General features: G+C 39.3%; 17 protein-coding genes and 1 riboswitch. Of the genes, 5 read left to right on the top strand and 12 right to left on the bottom strand.

From position 1 onward, the window contains the following. Window positions 1-12 precede the first annotated feature (12 nt). From surE to MN086_RS04060, 3 genes are all read left to right on the top strand, one after another. A complete protein-coding gene (surE, locus tag MN086_RS04070; protein ID WP_248576780.1) occupies window positions 13-792 on the top strand; it encodes a 5'/3'-nucleotidase SurE in 780 nt (259 codons plus the stop codon). After that, a complete protein-coding gene (locus MN086_RS04065) occupies window positions 789-1,424 on the top strand; it encodes a ThiF family adenylyltransferase (RefSeq protein WP_248576779.1) in 636 nt (211 codons plus the stop codon). Before surE ends, MN086_RS04065 begins: the two co-directional genes overlap by 4 nt. Before the next feature lie 112 nt (window positions 1,425-1,536). Continuing rightward, a complete protein-coding gene (locus MN086_RS04060; RefSeq protein ID WP_248576778.1) occupies window positions 1,537-2,328 on the top strand; it encodes a DUF3050 domain-containing protein in 792 nt (263 codons plus the stop codon). A 48-nt stretch (window positions 2,329-2,376) separates the two neighbouring features. Here MN086_RS04060 and MN086_RS04055 read toward each other — a convergent pair whose 3' ends face one another. Genes MN086_RS04055 through MN086_RS04040 form a run of 4 tightly spaced genes read right to left on the bottom strand, consistent with a single transcriptional unit; the run spans window position 2,377 to window position 3,763 of the window. Then, on the bottom strand, window positions 2,377-2,667 hold the full coding sequence (locus MN086_RS04055; RefSeq protein WP_248576777.1) for a hypothetical protein: 291 nt from the start codon (window positions 2,665-2,667) through the stop codon (window positions 2,377-2,379). 39 nt (window positions 2,668-2,706) lie between these two features. Next, complete coding sequence (locus MN086_RS04050) at window positions 2,707-3,150, bottom strand: hypothetical protein (protein WP_248576776.1); 444 nt, start codon at window positions 3,148-3,150, stop codon at window positions 2,707-2,709. A gap of 29 nt (window positions 3,151-3,179) precedes the next feature. Beyond that, a complete protein-coding gene (locus MN086_RS04045) occupies window positions 3,180-3,527 on the bottom strand; it encodes a sortase (RefSeq protein ID WP_248576775.1) in 348 nt (115 codons plus the stop codon). Window positions 3,528-3,553: 26 nt separating this feature from the next. Beyond that, window positions 3,554-3,763 carry a hypothetical protein gene (locus MN086_RS04040; RefSeq protein ID WP_248576774.1) on the bottom strand — a complete coding sequence of 70 codons (210 nt, stop codon included), beginning with the start codon at window positions 3,761-3,763 and terminating at the stop codon, window positions 3,554-3,556. Between the two features lie 112 nt (window positions 3,764-3,875). Between MN086_RS04040 and MN086_RS04035 the strand changes: the two genes are divergently transcribed. Both MN086_RS04035 and MN086_RS04030 read left to right on the top strand, forming a co-directional pair. Then, entirely contained in the window at window positions 3,876-5,999 is a 2,124-nt protein-coding gene (locus tag MN086_RS04035; protein ID WP_248576773.1) for a Sel1-like repeat-containing protein kinase family protein, read from the top strand. Window positions 6,000-6,228: 229 nt separating this feature from the next. Next, window positions 6,229-6,645 (top strand): secondary thiamine-phosphate synthase enzyme YjbQ, encoded by a 417-nt coding sequence (locus MN086_RS04030; RefSeq protein ID WP_248576772.1) that lies wholly within the window; start codon window positions 6,229-6,231, stop codon window positions 6,643-6,645. 3 nt (window positions 6,646-6,648) lie between these two features. Here MN086_RS04030 and ccsA read toward each other — a convergent pair whose 3' ends face one another. The 8 genes from ccsA to MN086_RS03990 all read right to left on the bottom strand — a co-directional run bounded on the left by ccsA (window position 6,649) and on the right by MN086_RS03990 (window position 19,338). Next, on the bottom strand, window positions 6,649-9,738 hold the full coding sequence (gene ccsA / locus MN086_RS04025; RefSeq protein WP_248576771.1) for a cytochrome c biogenesis protein: 3,090 nt from the start codon (window positions 9,736-9,738) through the stop codon (window positions 6,649-6,651). A 116-nt stretch (window positions 9,739-9,854) separates the two neighbouring features. Then, a complete protein-coding gene (locus MN086_RS04020; protein WP_248576770.1) occupies window positions 9,855-10,562 on the bottom strand; it encodes an SUMF1/EgtB/PvdO family nonheme iron enzyme in 708 nt (235 codons plus the stop codon). A gap of 1 nt (window position 10,563) precedes the next feature. Next, window positions 10,564-13,254, bottom strand: coding sequence for a DNA polymerase I (gene polA, locus MN086_RS04015; RefSeq protein WP_248576769.1), 2,691 nt, complete (start codon window positions 13,252-13,254; stop codon window positions 10,564-10,566). Next, complete coding sequence (uvrA, locus tag MN086_RS04010; RefSeq protein ID WP_248576768.1) at window positions 13,251-16,079, bottom strand: excinuclease ABC subunit UvrA; 2,829 nt, start codon at window positions 16,077-16,079, stop codon at window positions 13,251-13,253. Before uvrA ends, polA begins: the two co-directional genes overlap by 4 nt. Before the next feature lie 94 nt (window positions 16,080-16,173). Beyond that, window positions 16,174-17,766: a GAF domain-containing protein gene (locus MN086_RS04005; RefSeq protein WP_248576767.1), complete on the bottom strand. Its 1,593-nt coding sequence runs from the start codon at window positions 17,764-17,766 to the stop codon at window positions 16,174-16,176. Between the two features lie 22 nt (window positions 17,767-17,788). After that, on the bottom strand, window positions 17,789-18,307 hold the full coding sequence (locus MN086_RS04000; protein ID WP_248577082.1) for a histidine phosphatase family protein: 519 nt from the start codon (window positions 18,305-18,307) through the stop codon (window positions 17,789-17,791). A 108-nt stretch (window positions 18,308-18,415) separates the two neighbouring features. After that, window positions 18,416-18,805 carry a hypothetical protein gene (locus MN086_RS03995; RefSeq protein ID WP_248576766.1) on the bottom strand — a complete coding sequence of 130 codons (390 nt, stop codon included), beginning with the start codon at window positions 18,803-18,805 and terminating at the stop codon, window positions 18,416-18,418. 14 nt (window positions 18,806-18,819) lie between these two features. Beyond that, window positions 18,820-19,338: a PAS domain-containing protein gene (locus tag MN086_RS03990; protein ID WP_248576765.1), complete on the bottom strand. Its 519-nt coding sequence runs from the start codon at window positions 19,336-19,338 to the stop codon at window positions 18,820-18,822. A 97-nt stretch (window positions 19,339-19,435) separates the two neighbouring features. Further along, window positions 19,436-19,515: riboswitch (cyclic di-GMP riboswitch) on the bottom strand. Window positions 19,516-19,753 lie beyond the last annotated feature (238 nt).

Below are 19,753 nucleotides of genomic sequence, written 5' to 3'. Positions count from 1 at the left end.
AAAGTACGTAGAATGAAGCAAATATTAGTCACTAATGATGATGGATTCGAGTCTGAAGGACTGGAAGCACTGGTTGAAGCACTTAAACCTTTAGGGCATGTCAGTGTTGTCGCACCAACCACAGAGAAGTCAGCATGCGGGCACTCTCTGACACTGACCAAACCTCTCAATTTCGTAGAGATTGAAAAGGATTTTTATAAACTGGATGACGGAACACCGACCGATTGTGTTTTTCTGGCACTCAACAAGGTTTTTACTAAAGAGAAGCGACCGGATATTGTTATCTCAGGCATCAATATAGGTGCAAATATGGGTGAAGATATCACCTACTCCGGGACTGCATCTGCTGCAATGGAAGCTGTTCTGCAAGGTATTCCGGGTATTGCCATCTCTCAGGTCTATAAAAACAAAGGTGAGAGTATCAAAGAGTTCGGATATGAACTGGCACAAAAAAGCATCGTCACCCTTGTAGAAAAAATATTTGCCAATGAGTTCCCACTGCCTTCACGTAAATTTTTAAATATCAATATCCCGCCTATAGCCGCATCAGAGTGTAACGGTTTTAAAGTGACACGTGCAGGAAACCGTCTCTATACACACCATGCTGAAGTACATCATAATCCACGGGGCAAAGAGTACTACTGGATTGGTCTGCCTGCTTTAGGCTGGATGGAGACACAAGGTCATCTCACAGATTTCGAAGCAATCAACGATGGTTATGTTTCTATTACACCTGTACAACTGGATATGACAAGCTATGATGATATCAGCTCATTGGATGCATGGCTATGAGATTCCAACGTTGCCGCATGCTCTTCGGAGATGAAAATTTTGAAAAGTTACAAGAAGCCAAGATCCTTATTCTAGGTGTTGGTGGTGTAGGTTCTTATGCGCTTGATTGCCTCTATCGTTCAGGTATAAGTGACATTACCATCTTGGACTATGATATCTATGATGAGACCAACCAGAACAGGCAGATAGGTTCAGACGCAGTAGGAATGATCAAGGTTGACCGTCTCAAAGATCTTTACCCCGGTATCAAGACCATCCACCAGCATATGACCGTGGCATGGGTAAAAGAGTTCGATTTTGAGCCTTATGACATTGTCATTGATGCTGCAGATACGACCAAAGTGAAGATAGAAGTAGCCAAAAAATGTTACAAAAAGCTCATCATGGCACTGGGTTCAGCCAAACGTTATGATACCAACAAGATCGAAGTGACTTCCATTTGGAAAACCCATGGTGATGCACTCGCAAGAAAAATACGTAACGAACTCAAAAAAGCAAAATTTGACCGAAATTTTACTGTCGTCTTTTCACCTGAACAAGCCAAATGCATAGAGAAAGGTTCTTGTGTTGCAGTAACAGGCGCTGTTGGCCTTACTACCTGTTCGGAAGCGATAAAGAGGATACTTAAATAGTTTTCGGGTCTTAAAGTAGCATATGCTTCATATATACTGTTACTTTGGGACAAAACTAGCATCATTTAACTATTTTAGTTAGACTATTTTAAAAAAATAAAGAGTATACCCTATGACAACTTTCCCACTTGACAATGTAAAACGCCTCAGAAAAGAGCTTGCAACTCACCCAGTATATGCAGCAGTAACAGATATGGATGATCTCACCATCTTTATGCAGCATCATATCTACTCAGTTTGGGATTTTATGTCCTTGGTGAAATACCTGCAAAACCAGATCGCACCTGCAAGCACCCCATGGCTTCCTCACGGTGATGCACAAGTACAGCGTTTCATCAATGACATCGTACTGGAAGAAGAGTCAGATGAAGGTCTTCCTCTGGAAGATGGCACTCCCACTTACACCAGTCATTTTGACCTTTACAGAACAGCTATGGAGGAAGTAAAAAAAGGAAGCAGTGCACTCATTAACACGTTTATAAACAAAGTGACATCAGACTCTTTGGAGAGTGCACTCAACACTGTTCAAATCCCCTCTCCTGCGAAAGCATTTATGGAAACAACATTTGACTTTGTTCATAGTGATAAGCCTCATGTTATTGCCGCAGCCTTTGCTTTGGGTAGAGAACACATCATCCCTGAAATGTTCCGTGCACTGCTGGATAAAATGAAAATATCACGAGAGGAAGCAGAAGTCTTTCATTATTATCTAGATCGTCATATAGAACTGGATGGAGACCATCATGGGCCCATGTCTTTACGTATGCTTGACTTGTTATGTGAAGGAGATAAAGCAAAGATCATAGAAGCGGAAGAAGCTGCTCTTCATGCCATCAGTGCCAGAATAAAGTTTTGGGATGGTGTATTATTGGCGATCGAAGAAGGTAAAAAGCAATCAGCCTGAGACCATAAACCTTATAGAATAGATAATTTTATAAGGTTTTATTACCTCTTATTTGATAATTAACAATATAATCCCGATACTACTTAAGATAAGACCACCATACAAACCATATTTCAAAGCAGAAGACATTATCGTATAGGAATACCAAAAACACCATTCAGATACTGTCAGTTTTTCATTATTTAATAATTTATCTTTAACTCTGTTTCTTCTGTTTATTACACTTTCTGTACCAATTGCATTTTCGTGATTTTTTTTCTCAATATATTCTATTTCTTTTTTTTGGATCCACGATAGATACGCTATTCCCAATCCAACAATAATTAAAGTTTTGCTCACTGCTTTCCTTTTTCTATATTTTCTACGTTTTATTATTCATCAACTGCATGGTGACTGATGTAGTATAAATGGTTGAATAACTAAACAATATATTGTCATGAGAACAATTAGTCCTATAAAGATCAAAGCAAAAAAAGCACCAACCCTTGTCATGCCTCCAATGCAATAACTCTTATCTGCTATTTTCAAAGGGACAAAGTATTCAATACTAAAATGTACAATTGAAAAGAAGAATATTGAAGTTAAAACTGAATATGTGAAATCATTGAAAAACCTATTCACTACAATAGCCATTAATAAGACTAAAGTTCCTTCCGTCAAAGCACCTGATGTAAGTAATTCTAAAATAAAAAACTTTTGTTTGCGAAGTTTTACATCACAACTTGGACACTGAAAACAGTACTTGGTTGTATTTTCAGACTTGTTCAACAGCAACCATTTAATTGGAACTGTTTTTTCATTACAACTTGGACATTCTTTCATAAAATTATTCCTTTTAAATCAATCATTTATTAAAACACTATTTTACTTATGCAGCCAATTACAATAGCAATAAGCCCACTTATCATAGAAATCTTTGATACAATTGTTGCAATACGTGGTATCTTCAAGTTAACACGATCACCAAAACCAAGTTCTTCTTTGTTTTTCTCTTTTATCTCGAGATCTTTCAGTTTTTTATGAAAAGCAGGAGCATTTCTAAGATCCCAATAAACAGTCCAATACAACCATAAACCAAAAACAACTAAAATTGCACCGAATACACATATTAAAGAAGGACTAACCCAATCTAAAAATGGAATATACTTTTCTGTTTCATCTAGGTCGACATAAATGCTATGATCTCCAAGTGTTGCCATACCTAATTCTCTTTCTTGATTATATTTTATACCGGATCAAGCTTCTCATGTCTTGCAGCAACCATAGCAAGAGTACATAGACCTTGATATTTGCTACAAATTCCATTACTGACAAATGATTTCGTAGTATCTACTTCACCTGTACTTGCAAGATAAACAAATATTTTTCTAAGCTCTTTTTCTAATACTTTATCTTTTTCATTTGTTCCCTTTTTTTGGTTTTTCGATTCTATCAATATTAAGATTTAATTAAGCTTCCTTATATACTAATCCTATATAATAATTTTTTTTTATATATAAAAGTAAAAAAATAAATGATATTTACTTCTTTTTTTTCAAGGACATATGATGAGTGATGATCTGTATGCATTATCAAAAGGTACACAAATTAGGCATTATTGGATAAAAAGTGTAGTAGCAAGCAATGCCGATACAATTACATACCATATCGAAGATATGCGATTAAACCGTCATATGTTTTTAACTGAATTTTTTCCAAAAGATATTGCCAAACGATTTATGAAAGAAGATGATACATTTATGGTTTATGTACATCCAACAAAAAATAAATCCTTTAATAGTCGTAAAGCCATATGGACAGAGACTGCCAGTAAACTTAAAGACTTTAGCCATCCATATATGTCGCGCGTAACCGGTATTTTTGAAGCTAACGGAACAGTATATACTGTCTCAGACTATATTGAGAGAGAAGTACTGCAAAAGAGCTTACAGGATAATGTCACCTCTTCATATACAGAAGAACAAATTTGTAGGTTTGCTGCATCTTTGACAGAACTGCTTCTGGCATTACAACATAATGGAATAATGATTCGTCGCATAAGAGCGGATATGCTATATATCTCGAAAGATTTTAAAGTAATGCTTGCCGGATATAATGAGTTTGCACTTTATTCAAAAGATGATGCTCCCCAGATCATATATGAGCTTGGATTGTTGATGTACACTATGGTAAATAAAAATATTCCTGTGACAGAAAACTCCATCAAGCTACTCACTCCAAATAGCAGTTACTCGATACTTTTATGTGAGCTTATCAATAGTATGGTATCCACTGATCCTAATAATAGACCCAAAACACTTCAAGAGATCAAAACACTGCTCAATAATATTTTTAGTGAACCTGTAGAAAGGGTTGAACCTATTGCTCCAAATAATCCAAAAACAGATTTAATTTCTTTTAAACTCAGGATTGGAGCACTTACTGCTATAATGCTTTTTGCTCTCTATACACTCTTTACGCAACCTCAAAAAATGCGTGTAGAAGATGTTACAAGATTTGATACTCTGCGTTACCATTTGGCCGCATATTTTGGAAATTCTGAAGCACAGCGCGCACTTGGACAGATATATGAAAGAGGTTATAGTGCTGAACAGGATAAAGAAAAAGCTTTAGAGTGGTATGAAAGGGCAGCTAAAAATGGAGATGTTTTCTCCCAACTTCATCTTGGAGAGATCTATTATAAGGGATCTATCTCTAGTAAAGATGATAATAGGTCTATCTATTGGTTAACACATGCCTCCAAACAAAATAGTAAAAACGCCAAAATAGAGCTTGCCCACATATATCTTAAACAAAAAGATAAGAAAAAAGCACTTGAACTATATCTGGATCTTGCTAAGAATGGAGATGAGGATGCCCAAAAACAAGCAGCATATCTCATGGTCTTTGGAGAAGGAGAAAAAGACTTTAAAAACGGGTACACACTCTTTCTTGAGAATGCCAAAAAAGGTGATGCCTATTCACAATACACATTAGGATATATCTATCAAAATGGCAAAGGGGTTCATGTTGATCATAAAAAAGCACTTCACTGGTATGAAAAAGCTTATCAGCAGGGTTATAAAGCTGCAAAAAATAGAATATCTTATTTGAAAAATATACATAATACCAATAAAGTTTCTAAATACAATGAGAAATGGGCCTCACGATCCTTTAACTCCGTTACTTCGAAACAAATTGATGCGAGTGAACAATATCAAATTGCCAGAAGTCTGGAATACGGTATAAATGGAATACAAAGAGATGAGAAAAAAGCATTAAAACACTATTTGAATGCTGCAAATAGAGGTCATATTCTAGCACAATATAAAGTAGGAAAGTTTTATCAACAAGGTAAAGGGACTCCAAGGAATCATCATAAAGCTTTGTATTGGTTTAAAAAGGCCGCTGCACAAAACGATGTATACTCTTATTATGAAATTAGCAAATTGTATTATGCAAATAAAGAGATACCAAAAGATGAAAAAAAAGCTTTTCAGTGGTGTGAAAAAGCTGCAATCGGTGGACTGGGTGTAGCTCAAGGAATGCTAGGTGCACGTTATGAATATGGATTGGGAGTAGGAATCAATTATAAAAAGGCACTTTACTGGTATGAAAAATCTGTAGCGCAAGGGTATCGTAATGGTAAAGCAAGATTAGAAAAGCTCAAAAAGAAGTTGAACATACGATAAGAGTACCTTAGTCGTTCCATATCAAACCGTCAACAAACTTAGAAAATTGACTTGATTAAAAAGTATGAGCATAAAAACCTTTTAAACTCTTCCAACATGCTTCTCCTTTTGATGAAATAAGGTCATAAAATATAATACAAAGCTGAAGAGATAACTCTTAAAAGTATCAGTAATACTTTCATGGTATAGTATAAGGATAAAAAAAGCGTTATATATAGTATACTTCCCTATGGCTATATATCAAGAGACAATCACACTATCACCAAAGTCCAGAGGTTTCCATCTCATTACCTCTGAGATAGAAAAAGCACTAGGTTCAATGCCCTCCATTGAGACCGGCCTTTTACATCTGTTTATCAAACATACCAGTGCTTCACTGAGTATCAATGAAAATGCAGACCCTACCGTACGTGAGGATATGGAGAACTTTTATAGTGATATTTCAGATGACAAGCCCTACTACATACACACGTACGAAGGTGAGGATGATATGCCCGCACACATCAAAGCTTCCATGATTGGAAGTGCATTGACCATCCCTATCACAAATGGCAGGATGAATCTTGGTACGTGGCAGGGGATCTATTTGGGAGAGCACAGAGATCACGGCGGAAGCCGCCGTATCGTAGTAACCTTATATGGTTAGAAGTTAGCTTAACTTTCTATTTCTTGCAGCCAGAACTGTCAATACAAACAATCCTGCAACGGCATAATAGACCCACATAGGGATAGGTACCGGATCACCTGCTGCATAGGAGTGTAACCCTGAAAGATAATAGTTTACACCAAAGTATGTCATCAATACGGTAGAGTATGCCCATGTAGCCGTTACATTATAGATGAAGTTTGACTTCAGTGCAGGGATAAATCTTAAATGCAGTACGGTTGCATAGATCAGTATCGTCACTGCCGCCCAGGTCTCTTTTGGATCCCAACCCCAGTAGCGTCCCCAACTCTCATTGGCCCAAACACCGCCAAGAAAGTTACCAATGGTCAATAGGAAAAGACCTATGATCAGTCCCATTTCAGAAAGGTTTGTCAACTCTTTAATGGAACGGTCGATATTTTCATTCCCGTTTTTACCTCTCATGATATAGAGTATCAGTACTAAAAGAGACAAGATAGAACCCAATCCGAAGAAACCGTCACCCGAGATAATAGTTGCAACATGTATCATGAGCCAATAGGACTTAAGCACCGGTACAAGATTGGTGATCTCTGGGTTGATGAAGTTCATATGGGCTACTCCCATGGTCACACCTGCTAAGATAGCCGTACCGGCCAAAGCAAACGGCGAACGTCTGGCTAGAATAATACCTGCTAACACCGTAGAAGCCGCGATAAATACAATGGATTCATAGGCATTGGACCAAGGTGCATGTCCTGAAATGTACCATCGGATACCTAATCCGACAATATGCAGGGCGAACCCGACGATAAGAATCGCCAAGGCTGCGCGCATGATCCATTTCATAGAGAATGCAGGTTTAAGTACATTGATGAATGCAAAGATCAGAAGTACGATACCCAGTAAAAGATAAAGTGGTACAAGTTTACCAAAAAGACCGAATTTATTGTATTTGATCTCCATATCAATATGCGTTTTACTTGGTATCACTTCAGATCCGTATTTTTCCTGATACTTGCGTATCCCTGTCAGTGCAAGATCAGCTCTTGACCAATCACCTGTTTTGAGTCCCTGTGCTACCATTTGGAAATAGGCGGCGATACTCATTCTCACGGCATCAGCCTGCTCTTTAGGAAATGCCTTGATCGCATCCAGAGGTGCCATCCATTTATTGTTGGCATCGTTTGGTTTTGGGAAAATACGTAAAAGTGAGCCCTGATATGCCATAAAGGCAACATTGACCCTTTCATCTATCTTGATGAGTTCTTTATCATATTGTGATTTTTCCAGTGGCTTCTTTTGACTGGCTTCCGTGACTGCGGAAAAGATCTTATAACTGTTATCATCCTCTGAGAAGAAATCTGTAAATCTTGCATATTTTGTATCTTCAGGAAGCCCGAGTGTTACCGCGATCTTTTTGTGCCCGATCTTGATCATCGGCACATTTTGGTATAGATCCGGCTGCATGATCATACCCAGCAGCATTTGTGTAGGTTCAAGATCAAAAAGCACTGACCTTCCTGTGATCTTTGCGATCACATCATGGGCGACCGTATCCATAGGTTTCATACGTCCCTGGTGGTCCTGTACTGCAATTTTTCCAAAGTTCTTTGCATGATCGATATCATAAGACTTCATCGCTTTTAATACCTCATCATCAATGGTCGGTGATGCGGCATTCAGCTGTTGCGGGTTCAGTGCCAACAGTGCCACAAAAGCTACTGCTGCTGCAGATGTCTGTAGTTTTCTTGCTCCCTTAAGAAGCTTTTGAAATCTTCCGCTAGGTGTAAAGAGTGACCATATCATTCCGATCGTGAGTAAGATATATCCGATATAGGTAGGCAGAGTTCCTGGGTCATGGTTCACCGAAAGTACGGTACCTTTTTCATCCTGGTCATAGGAGGACTGGAAGAAGCGGTAGTTTCTATGGTCAAGCACGTGGTTCATATAGATCTTATAGGGCATATTGATATTTTGTTCTTTGTCGATCAGTACGACGTCACTTGAATATGATGCAGGCGTCATAGAACCCGGATAACGTTCTAGATCGAAGTTCTCCAGCTTGATAGAGAACGGCAAGTCGATCAATTTTGCTCCAACACGCATATCGATATGTACACCATTGAGATCCATCTGCTTTATTTTTCCCATTTTTCCTTGATATGGGCGTGTGGTAATGATCTTGCTGTCATCTCCGACACTGACTTTCCATTGCATATACTCTGCCTGACCTTTTTGTGTTTTAAGATCATGAGACTCCAACTTTACGATCGCTTTTTCATGTACATCTTTTAAAACTATCGCATTAGATCCAAATCGGTAGAGCATTCTGTTCTTGAACTCATTTTCACCTGCTTTTAATTCACCTGAACTTCTATCGTTCATATTGAGTGTTTGGAGTGTAAACGGGAACTCAACTTTATATCCTGCACCATCTTCCTTGATAAGGAATGTTGGTTTATCGGTTGTTGGCTCGATATCATACCCCAGATAAAAACCGCCGAAATCTTTTCTCTCGCCTTTGGCGATATAGTAGATCTCACCTTTTTGGCCTGTTGAGATCTTCAGTTCTAAAAGCTTTTTCCCTTTTTCAGACGGCACCGCTTTTTCCTGTGCTGTCGGTAAATACTTGAGCAGTTCAACTTTTACTTCTTTATCTCCGACCATGAGACTCTGGTTTACACTATTCTCGGTCATCGTCGAGAAGTAAAGCTCTTTTTCAAGTGTAGCGCTCTTCTTACCCTCTGTGGCATGAAGCTGCAGAACCTTTGCATCTGAAACCATAGTATGGCTTGATTCGCCTTCACGTATATGCATGATACCTTCATAACCTATGTAACGTGTGACAACTGCACCCAGTGCAATCACGAGGAAAGAGAAGTGAAAAAGAAAAACAGCGGGTTTTGTTTTATAACTTTTGTATTTGATGATATTGTAGATGAGGATAGCAATAAAATAGCCCAAGAAGACTTCGAACCATTGCGTTTTATAGATCAGCGCCTTAGCCGTTTGCGTGCCGTAATCATTTTCAATAAATGTTGCTATACCGATCAGCGCACCAAAAGCAAACAACACAAACACAGCCATCTTCATGGAAAAAATATACTTCATCTCTCATATCCCCTTGTCAATTAAGTAAAAGGATTATAACGGATGTATGTTAACCATTTGTTAATTAATATAATTTTACTCTTATTATTTGATTATTGTTGCATTAGAGAACGAAACTATAGTTCTATCAGTACACGAAATCCTATAAAATAGTTGCGACCGCCGGAACCCAGATTGATACGTGAAGCACAGCGGCTGTTCTCAGCACTCCCGTTCCAGGAACCTCCACGCAGGACTCTACCCTTCTCATTGGGTACTTTATAGGCTGATCCGTCCGTAGGTGTATTGTCATAGGTTTCACTGTACCAGTCTGCACACCACTCCCATACATTTCCGTGCATATCGTACAATCCCCATGCATTGGGTCTTTTGGTACCGACATTATGGGTCACACCTTCAGCGTTGTTCGCATACCAGGCATACGCACCAAATTCACCCTCATCATCCCCAAAACAAAACTTACCGGTACTTCCGGCCCGACAGGCATATTCCCATTCAGCTTCGGTAGGAAGACGGTAGGTCACACCCTCTCTTTGCGTTTTCCATGCACAATACGCCTTGGCATCATGATAACGTACACGCCGTACGGGTACATCCACCCCAAGATGTTCATGTCTCTCTTCAGGCACTTCTGCTCCTGTAGCCTGTGCAAAGAGCATATACTCTTCCACCGTCACCGGTCGCTTGGCCATAGCGATATCATAGTTGATATGTACTTCATGCAGAGGTTTTTCTCTCTCTTTGGCCAGTGGATCATCAGAACCCATAAGAAAAGAGCCTCGGGGAAGCTGTACAAAATTCTCATCAAAGTATGATTGCAACATGTTACTTTAACTCTCCCCAGCTGTCGCCTACACTGACCGAACACTCCAGTGGCACATTCAGCTCCAGTACATTCTCCATCGTATGCACAAAACGTTTGGAGATCTCTTCAACCTCCTCTTCTTTCACCTCAAAGATAAGTTCATCATGTATCTGCAGAAGCATAAAGGCATCCAGGTTCTCTTCTCGTATCATTGTGTCTATCTGGTTCATAGAGAGTTTGATAAGGTCAGCGGCACTTCCCTGGAAAACAGTGTTCACCGACTCACGCATGTAGGCTGCTTTTTGCATACCGTTGGCATTTTCATAGTCAAAGATACGTCTTCTTTTCAGTATGGTTTCCACATAACCGTCTATCTTGACCCGTTCCTGTATCCCTTCAAGAAAACTTTTCACTGTAGGGAAAGATGCAAAATAGTTCTTAATGATCTCTTTGGCTTCTGCTTGCGCTATGCCCACATCCTCAGAGAGTTTTTTGGGTCCCATACCATAAAGAAGCCCGAAGTTCACCGATTTTGCCAGGTTACGTTTCTCTTTCGCTTCCTCTTCTCCAAAGAGTTTAATGGCAGTTGCAAGGTGAATATCTGCTCCCTGGTTGAAGGCATCCATCAAAGCGGCATCTTGTGAAAAGTGTGCAAGTAGCCGAAGTTCTATCTGGGAGTAGTCTATACTGACCAGTTTATACCCCTCTTTGGCCACAAAAGCTTCCCTTACCGAGCGTCCGAGTGCTGAACGTACCGGGATGTTCTGCAAGTTGGGATCACGTGAACTTAAACGTCCTGTCGCTGTACCCGTTTGACCAAAAGAGGTATAGATGCGGCTGTTCTCATCTGCGTTTGCAAGTTTCAATAAAGGGTCCACATAGGTAGAGAGTATCTTCTGATGTTCACGGTATGCAAGAATTTTCTCTATGATCGGATGTTCGCCTACCAATGCACTTAATACTGCTTCATTGGTACTGTAACCTGTTTTGGTTTTCTTGCCGCCTTTGAGTCCCAATTGTTGAAAGAGTACATTTCCCAACTGTTGCGTAGATTTGATATTAAACTCAGAACCGCTGAGTTCATAGATCTCAGCAGTGAGGGTCGACAACGTTTCACTCAGGTTTTTCTGTAGTGCTTCGAGTTTGCCAGGATCGATTTTAATCCCCAGGTTTTCCATACCTATCAGTACGTTGATAAACGGATACTCGACATTTTTCGCCTCTTTGAGAAGATGCGTCAGTGAAGAGAGTTCCATTTTCTTTTTGATAGCCCCATAGAGCAGATAGGTCATCCATGCATCTTCTGCCGCGTAAAACGTAGCATCGCCGATATTTACAGCTGAGAAATCCTCTCCCTTCTTCACCATCTCTTTAAAAGGCTTCATTTCATACTTGAAAAAGGTCTTGGCCAGTGTATCAAGCCCTACTTTGGTTCCGGGGTTTGAAAGCCATGCCATGATCATCGTATCTGCATAGGGAATGATCGGTTCCATATTAAACTGGTTATAAAGCAATGAAAGATCAAACTTTAGATTTTGCCCCACAATATTATAGGTGAAAAGTTTTTTGAGTGCGGCAACAGCATCATCCAGACTTACCTGCTCTTCGACACCGAGATAGTTATGGCCTACGGGCACATAGTAGGCTTTACCTGACTCCAAACAGAAACTGAACCCTACCATTTTGGCTACTTTTGTGTCCAAACCTGTTGTCTCTGTATCAAAAGCAACGATAGCATCTTTTTCGATACTCTCGATCACACTGTTTAACTTCTCTTTACTGTCCAGTGTAATGGCTTCAAAACTGAGTCCTTGGGTTTGCGGTTTTTCCACTGCAGGGCAGTCAGCCTCTTCCAAGCCTACTTTTGCTTTTTTGATGGCTTGTTTCATCTCATATTTCTCAAACTCTTCAAGCAGACAGGAGAGATAGTTCTTGTCTTCAAAGACAAAACTTTCCACATCCAGATCTTTAAAGACATCTGATCGCATTGTCACCAGTTCACGGGACAAGAAAGCATTCTCTTTACTTTCCAAAAGAAGTTTCTGTATACGCGGTGTTCCGCAGTTCTCTATGTCATCATAGATCGCCTCAAGTGTATGATACTCATTGATCAATTTTGCTGCACCTACTTTTCCTATACCTTTTACACCGGGAATGTTGTCCGAACTGTCTCCCAGTATGGCTTGGAAGTTGATGAAGTCTTTAGGACGTACCCCAAACTTATCCACACATGCCTGTTCATCCACTTCCTGTTTCTTTACAGAGTCATACATGACCACTACGCCGTCATCGATCATTTGGTAGAGATCTTTATCGTGAGACACGATACGTACTTTCAGCCCCTGTTCTCGGGCAAATTTTGTAACTGTCGTGATCACATCATCCGCTTCAAACCCTTCACAAGAGAGGTTGGCAAAGCCCATTTGTTCTATCCACTCTATGGCAACAGGAAGCTGTTTAATCAAATCTTCAGGAGGTGCTTCACGGTGGGCTTTGTACTCCGGATAGAGGTCATTACGGAATGTTCTCCCTTTTGCATCCAGTGCAAACACCAGGTAATCCGTACTGTGATCACGGTGCAAAGTATCCACTAGGTTAGCAAAACCGGTCAAGAGTCCTGTGGGAAAACCTTCCGAGTTACGCAAAGGAGGGAGCGCGAAATAGGAACGAAAGAAAAATCCGAATGTGTCTATAATTGTGATCGTTTTCATACTGTTTTTCCTTCTAATTCTTTAGCCAAATACTCACCAGTATATGACCCTGATTCTTTATACTCTTTTGCCAGCTTCTCAGGTGAGCCTGTTGCGATGACCAGTCCGCCTTTATTTCCACCTTCAGGTCCCATGTCTACGATATAATCTGCATTTTTGATCATATCCAGGTTGTGTTCGATGACAACGACCGAATTACCCAGTTCAACGAGATGGTGCAGTACACCTGTCAGTCTGTCCACATCGGCAAAATGAAGCCCTGTTGTAGGTTCATCCAACACATAGAGGGTTTGCCCCGTATCTTTACGGCTCAACTCTTTACTCAGCTTGATACGCTGTGCCTCTCCTCCTGACAGTGTGGTAGCATTTTGTCCCAGGGTAATGTAATCAAGTCCTACATCTGTCAATGTCTTCAGCTTGACCGCAATAGCCGGGATCGCCTTGAAGAACTCCAGTGCCTCACCCACACTCATACCGAGGACATCCGAGATGGACTTCCCTTTATAGAGTACTTCACGTGTCTGTGCATTGTAGCGTGTCCCGTCACAGGCGTCACAAGAGACCAGAACATCCGGTAAAAAGTGCATCTCTATCTTGATCTGACCGTCTCCCTGGCACTTCTCACAACGCCCGCCTTTGACATTGAACGAAAAACGTCCTATCTTGTACCCTCTAAGTTCTGCCTCTTTGGTCTGTGCAAAAAGTTTACGTATCTCATCCATGATACCTGTATAGGTTGCGGGGTTGGAACGCGGTGTTCTTCCTATCGGGCTTTGATCTAGATAGATCACTTTATCCAGTTTTTCCAGTCCTGTGATCTCTACGCCGTCTACCTTATTGACCTTTTTGGCATGGTTGAGTATCTCTCTTGCCACAGGCAGCAACGTCTGAAGGATCAAGGAACTCTTACCGCTACCACTGACACCCGTGATACATACGAAATTCTCCAAAGGGATCTTCGCATCAAGTTTTTCGATATTGTTAATGGTAACATTTTTGATCTCTATCCACTCATTTTGAGGTTTATCGTGCGAATAAGAGATATCTTTCTTCCCATACATATAGTCTGCTGTCAGGGTCTTGGCTTTGGCCAATTTCTTTGCATCGCCGGCAAATACCACTTCACCCCCATATGCACCTGCTCCAGGTCCGATATCTATAATATAATCTGCCGCATGAATGGTCTCTTTATCATGTTCCACTACGATCACGGAATTCCCTTTGTCTCGCAAAGAGTTCAGTGTACGTATGAGCTTCATCGTATCACGCTCATGCAGTCCTATACTCGGTTCATCCAGTACATACATGACTCCCGTAAGTCCAGAACCTATCTGGGAAGCGATACGTATACGTTGTGCTTCTCCACCTGAGATACTTCTTGCATCACGGCTCAGAGTAATGTAGCCTAACCCCACATCATGCAAGAAATAGAGTCTTTCATACAACTCTTTGAGTATGGACTCTGCTATCATCTTCTGCTGCTCATTCAGATGAGAAAAACTCTTTTCATCTGCGAAATAGGCATAGGATTTCTCAATAGGCATATCGATGACATCTGCGATATTTTTCCCTTCTATCTTCACTGCTAAAGAGCGTGGTCTCAGTCTATGCCCGTTACACTTGTCACACACCTTTTCAGTCATATATTCAGAGAGGTCTTTTTCTTCTTTGAACATGTCATGTGCGAACTTCACCACTCCAGGCCACTCACGTTTGAGCTTATGGCGCTTCCATACGAAATCTATCGTACTCCCATTTCCGTAAAGTATGGCTTTTTGCTGGTGTGGTTCCAGTTCACCATAAGGGATTTGTATGTCTATCTCATTTTGTTCACAGAAGGCATTGAGGAATTTGGTGTAATAGCTCTTGTTAAAACCATACATGATCTTTACTGCACCTTTGTCAATGCCAAGCTCAGGGTCTATCACCTTCTTGAGATCGATCGCATAACGGATCCCGAGACCATCACAGGCCGGACAGGCACCCTTGGGCGAGTTAAAAGAGAAACTCACCGGTTCCAAAGGTTCGAAACTCAGTTTACAGTCAAAGCAGGCCAAGTGTTCAGAGTAGTGGATATGCTGTCTATCTAGTTCTAACTCTTCATAGTTGAGTACTTCGATCTCCATCTCTCCGTAACTCTCTTTGAGTGCTTTTTCCACATCCTGCCCTATACGGTCACGACTCTCTTCTTTGACAACCACCCTGTCAATCACCACTTTAATAGTGTGTTTTTTGGTTTTGGAAAGTTCAATCTCATCATCCAAACGTACCATGACACCATCGATCATCGCACGTACGTATCCTTTGTGGCGCAGTGACTCCAGCATGTCTGCAAAGGTACCTTTTTTCTCTTTGACCAGTGGAGCCATGATCACAAGTTTCGCCCCGTCAGGCAGTTTCAAAACCTCTTCAATGATGTCTGAAGCGGACATCGAAGAGATAGGCTTCCCACATTCATGACAATGCTGCTCTCCCACACGGGAAAAAAGCAATCTAAGGTAATCATAGATCTCCGTGATCGTTCCGACCGTAGAACGAGGGTTTTTAGATGTGGTCTTCTGGTCTATAGCGATCGCAGGTGTCAACCCCTCTATCTTATCGACATCAGGTTTCCCTACACGTCCCAAAAACTGTCGTGCATACGAAGAGAGTGACTCGATATAACGTCTTTGACCTTCCGCATACAAGGTGGAAAAGGCCAAGGTAGACTTACCACTTCCTGAAATCCCGGTAACTACTACCAGTTGGTTTTTAGGGATGCTCAGATTTATATTTTTTAAATTATTCTCTTTTGCACCGTAAACGTGTATCATATCTTTCTTCATAATTATCCCTGTTTGACTTCACCTAATAGATGGCTATTAAAAAAGTTATTTTACAACAAAGTATCATTGATACCCATAAAGTCAATAGAGAATATCATATCTTTATTACTTGAGCAGGAACAGAAAAGACAAATTTGTAATATTCATCTTCATAAACAGATTCTATTTCACCTTTCAATCGTTTTATTAACTTTATACTTAATTGCAATCCATGTCTCTCTTTTTCATTTCCTGTTAACTTTATTTGCTTTAACACAGACTTGAGCAAACTGTTTTTTTGGTACACAGAAGTGCCAATCTCAATGGTCAGAAATTTATTCTTATAGGCAAAATGTATATTGACGGGTTTGCTATGTTCAGCAAACTGATTGAGGTCCATTAGAAGATGTAGAAGTATAGTCTGTATTTTAGGTGCATCAAATACTAAAGATGCAGGAACTTCATTCTCTACTACAACATTAAAATCCATCATCTCAGGGAAAATGTTATTTTTATACTTTTCGATACGCTTTATAAAATCTTGAATAAGACATTTTTCATTATGGACCTTAAGATTTCCATTAAAATAATACCCCTCTATCATGTCGGGTACCAATTTGGTTTTTCTTAATGTTTCTTCCAAATAGTCCATTCCCTTTTTGGATGAAATTGAAAAAACCAATAGCTCAAACAACATATATGAATATTCATTTTTTTCAAAAAGGTGATACACTTCGTCAAGTATCAATTCGATATTTTGATCAAGTTTTCCTAATCTCTTATTCTCTATCAAAGATCTCTTTAATTTTTCCTCTTTGATGTTTTGAACATTATTATTCTTATTTGCTTCCTTAAGAGCATGCTTAACATGTTCATGATCTTCTTTAAGTATCTCGAGTTGTGTGGTTAACTCGTTTATCTGTGACTGATAGGCTTCTATTTCAGAAGAAAGTTCTAATGCAGATGTTTCTATTTGCTTACAGTTTTCTTTTGATTTCTTTAGCTCACTTTGAGATTTGTCTATTTGGATTTTGTATACAGCTTCATTTTTTCTATAGGACTCCAGTTCTTCCAAAGTCTCATCAAGTTTCTTTTGCAGTGCTGTAAATTCATCGCTCACTTTACTTGGTAGATCTTTCGCCTTTGGAGTTGCAGCAGGCTTGGTATCAGTGACAACTTTATTCTCTGTAGTATCATCTGTAAGTACTATGATCTCTTCTTTTTCCATCTTTTCACACACTATCAATTTAATCAATATCGGCATAAATGATTTCAGTATAGATTCATCTTTTCTGGTAAAAATCTTTTTTTGCTTTAAGCCTCTCCATATACGTAATACCCCTATGACCTGCTGACCCTTTATAATTGGGAAGATCATTAAAGCTTTCACTTTTAACTCGAGGGGATTATCTATTTCAGGGGTATAGTATTTATCACTGGTACTATGATTTGAAATAACAGAAGACTTATCAGTGATAGCTTGTTTTGTTAAACTTGGAAGTAAAGAAACAGCTTCTTGATTGCCATTTTCAATTAACTGCAACGTTTCATTCTTATCATCATATGCCCAAAGTTTGACAACCTCGGCATTGAAAAGTGCTTCAAATTGGTTTTCTATCTTTTCTATCTCATTTAGATCTTTTGACTCAACATATTTATTTAAAGTATTAGCCATCGTTTTCAAGTTCGATTTTACATCACCTTGCATTCTATTCCTTATACGCTTTATTCTAGTTCTCTTGAGGCAGTGTTGTTCTTATCTGTTTTGGCATATAGTATTTAAACTGTTTAGGTTGTATGAAAAAATCTATTTCACCGCACTTTTCAGTAATATCATTCCAAGAGTCTATGTTTAGGTTAATTGCTAACACTCCTAAGGTAGGAAGTTTAGAGAAGTTTGTCTCGATCAAAAAATTTGCGAATTCAGTCAACTCCGGGTTATGACCCACTAAAAATATAGTCTCATAACTGTCATCTTGAAGTGTCAATATATTCATAAGTGTTTCAGGACGAGCACTGTAAAGCTCCTCCATATAATGGATCCTGCCTTCATAACCAATCTTTTTGCCTAACTGATCAGCCGTAGTCTGTGCTCTCAGTGCCAAACTTGACAAAATAAGATCCGGCTTTAACTTCTGAAGAGACATATATGAACTGATCGTATTAAGATCTTTATGACCTCTTTTTTTCAAGCCTCTCTCAAAGTCACTAAGCGATCCATCACTCCAGTCTGATTTTGCATGCCGTATAAGATATAATGTTTTGATACTCCACTCCTCTGCTATTTTAATAGTAAACCAAACCTAAACCTGTTTAGACTTGATTTAGTATTAGGAAGCTATAGACCACGAATGAGCTTACAGCTCATTCATAGCTTTAGACATATTTTGTACAGTCTTCTCCATAATCATCTTTCCTAGGGCAACATTCCCGTCATCTCTGAAAATAGCAAATGTTGTAAGCTTTGAAAAATTGTCTCCGCCTGCATCACCGGAACTATTGATAAGGAATACATGCCCGTCCTCTGTTCTAGACTCTACCAAAGAAGCATCAGCAAAACCTACGTCCAAAGAAGATTCAGAAATCATTCTGAATGCATCGTTAAAGATACTTGCCGAATAGGCGATATCCACACTTGTATTTTCTTCATCCATATAAAGTGTTTCACCAGAAAAGTTCAATACTGCAGATCCTAAATATCCGTTTACAGAGCGTAGCTTTTTCATTGATTGGTCAAATTCGATCATTTTCTATCCTTCTATTAACTGTTTTGAATTTTTTGCATTGTTTCATTAAATGTATCCAAGCTTCCACCCTGCTCTTTTAAAAAAGATTCCAAGAGTGCCAAAGATGCATCAGTACCACCGTCTTTTTCTGCAGCAAGTAACTCTTTATATAAAGGTTCTATCAGCGATCTTGCAGATGCAGACATTCCTCTTCTGGTTGAAACATAATTTCTAAATGACTTATCTGGGTTTGTAGCGACTTTTACATGTGCAAATACCCAATAAAAACCACCATCTTTAGAGAGGTTTTTCACAAAAGCTTTGACATCATTCCCGGCTTTGAGACTATCCCATAAATATTTGAAAATGATCTTTGGCATTTCTGGATGACGCACAATTGAATGCGGTTGGTCTAAAAGTTCTGCTTGTGTATAGCCGGCTAATTTAAAAAAGATCGGGTTTGCATAGGTGATATTACCTTCTGCATCTCCTTTTGAAACAACGATATCAACACTTTTCACTTCGTGTTCTAGATCTATTGGTGTAATTCCCATATAAGATAACTCCCTGTAAAAACATAATTTTGACCATAATGGCACCTTTGGTTTGAAAACAATATATATCAGAATGAAAAAGAATAGTAAGAATCTCTATGGTAACCTGGCGATCTCAAGAAATAAAGACCCATGGCTTTCTGCCCCTGCCTCACGATAGGTTTAGCTTTTTCAATGAAGGTATATAGGGCGCGAAGTATATATCCAGCAATCTTTTCAAACACTTAAAAATGACGACATTTTGGAAAAATTGAGTGAATTTAATGTAAGTCATGATATTTAGAATAAGTGATCATAAACATAAATTATAATGATGATATAACATATGATTTAAAGCGTCTTTAAAGTATCAATCTTGAGAAGAAATTATATGAAAAATAACGATAAAATGGACTCTTTAAGTCGTCTGTTGGTG

The organism is Sulfurovum sp. XGS-02, from assembly GCF_023213175.1.
Lineage (GTDB): Bacteria > Campylobacterota > Campylobacteria > Campylobacterales > Sulfurovaceae > Sulfurovum.
Note: the sequence above shows the minus strand (reverse complement) of the source record. Positions and strands in the feature narration are given on the sequence as shown.

What these genes read in the sequence shown, in the direction of transcription:
- MN086_RS03995 (WP_248576766.1), bottom strand. Translation starts at nt 18,805, where the DNA reads ATGATCGAATTTGACCAATCAATGAAAAAGCTACGCTCTGTAAACGGA.
- MN086_RS04050 (WP_248576776.1), bottom strand. Translation starts at nt 3,150, where the DNA reads ATGAAAGAATGTCCAAGTTGTAATGAAAAAACAGTTCCAATTAAATGG.
- MN086_RS04035 (WP_248576773.1), top strand. Translation starts at nt 3,876, where the DNA reads ATGAGTGATGATCTGTATGCATTATCAAAAGGTACACAAATTAGGCAT.
- MN086_RS04065 (WP_248576779.1), top strand. Translation starts at nt 789, where the DNA reads ATGAGATTCCAACGTTGCCGCATGCTCTTCGGAGATGAAAATTTTGAA.
- MN086_RS04005 (WP_248576767.1), bottom strand. Translation starts at nt 17,766, where the DNA reads ATGCAAGGTGATGTAAAATCGAACTTGAAAACGATGGCTAATACTTTA.
- MN086_RS04045 (WP_248576775.1), bottom strand. Translation starts at nt 3,527, where the DNA reads ATGGCAACACTTGGAGATCATAGCATTTATGTCGACCTAGATGAAACA.
- ccsA (WP_248576771.1), bottom strand. Translation starts at nt 9,738, where the DNA reads ATGAAGTATATTTTTTCCATGAAGATGGCTGTGTTTGTGTTGTTTGCT.
- MN086_RS03990 (WP_248576765.1), bottom strand. Translation starts at nt 19,338, where the DNA reads ATGGGAATTACACCAATAGATCTAGAACACGAAGTGAAAAGTGTTGAT.
- polA (WP_248576769.1), bottom strand. Translation starts at nt 13,254, where the DNA reads ATGAAAACGATCACAATTATAGACACATTCGGATTTTTCTTTCGTTCC.
- surE (WP_248576780.1), top strand. Translation starts at nt 13, where the DNA reads ATGAAGCAAATATTAGTCACTAATGATGATGGATTCGAGTCTGAAGGA.
- MN086_RS04030 (WP_248576772.1), top strand. Translation starts at nt 6,229, where the DNA reads ATGGCTATATATCAAGAGACAATCACACTATCACCAAAGTCCAGAGGT.
- MN086_RS04060 (WP_248576778.1), top strand. Translation starts at nt 1,537, where the DNA reads ATGACAACTTTCCCACTTGACAATGTAAAACGCCTCAGAAAAGAGCTT.
- uvrA (WP_248576768.1), bottom strand. Translation starts at nt 16,079, where the DNA reads ATGAAGAAAGATATGATACACGTTTACGGTGCAAAAGAGAATAATTTA.
- MN086_RS04020 (WP_248576770.1), bottom strand. Translation starts at nt 10,562, where the DNA reads ATGTTGCAATCATACTTTGATGAGAATTTTGTACAGCTTCCCCGAGGC.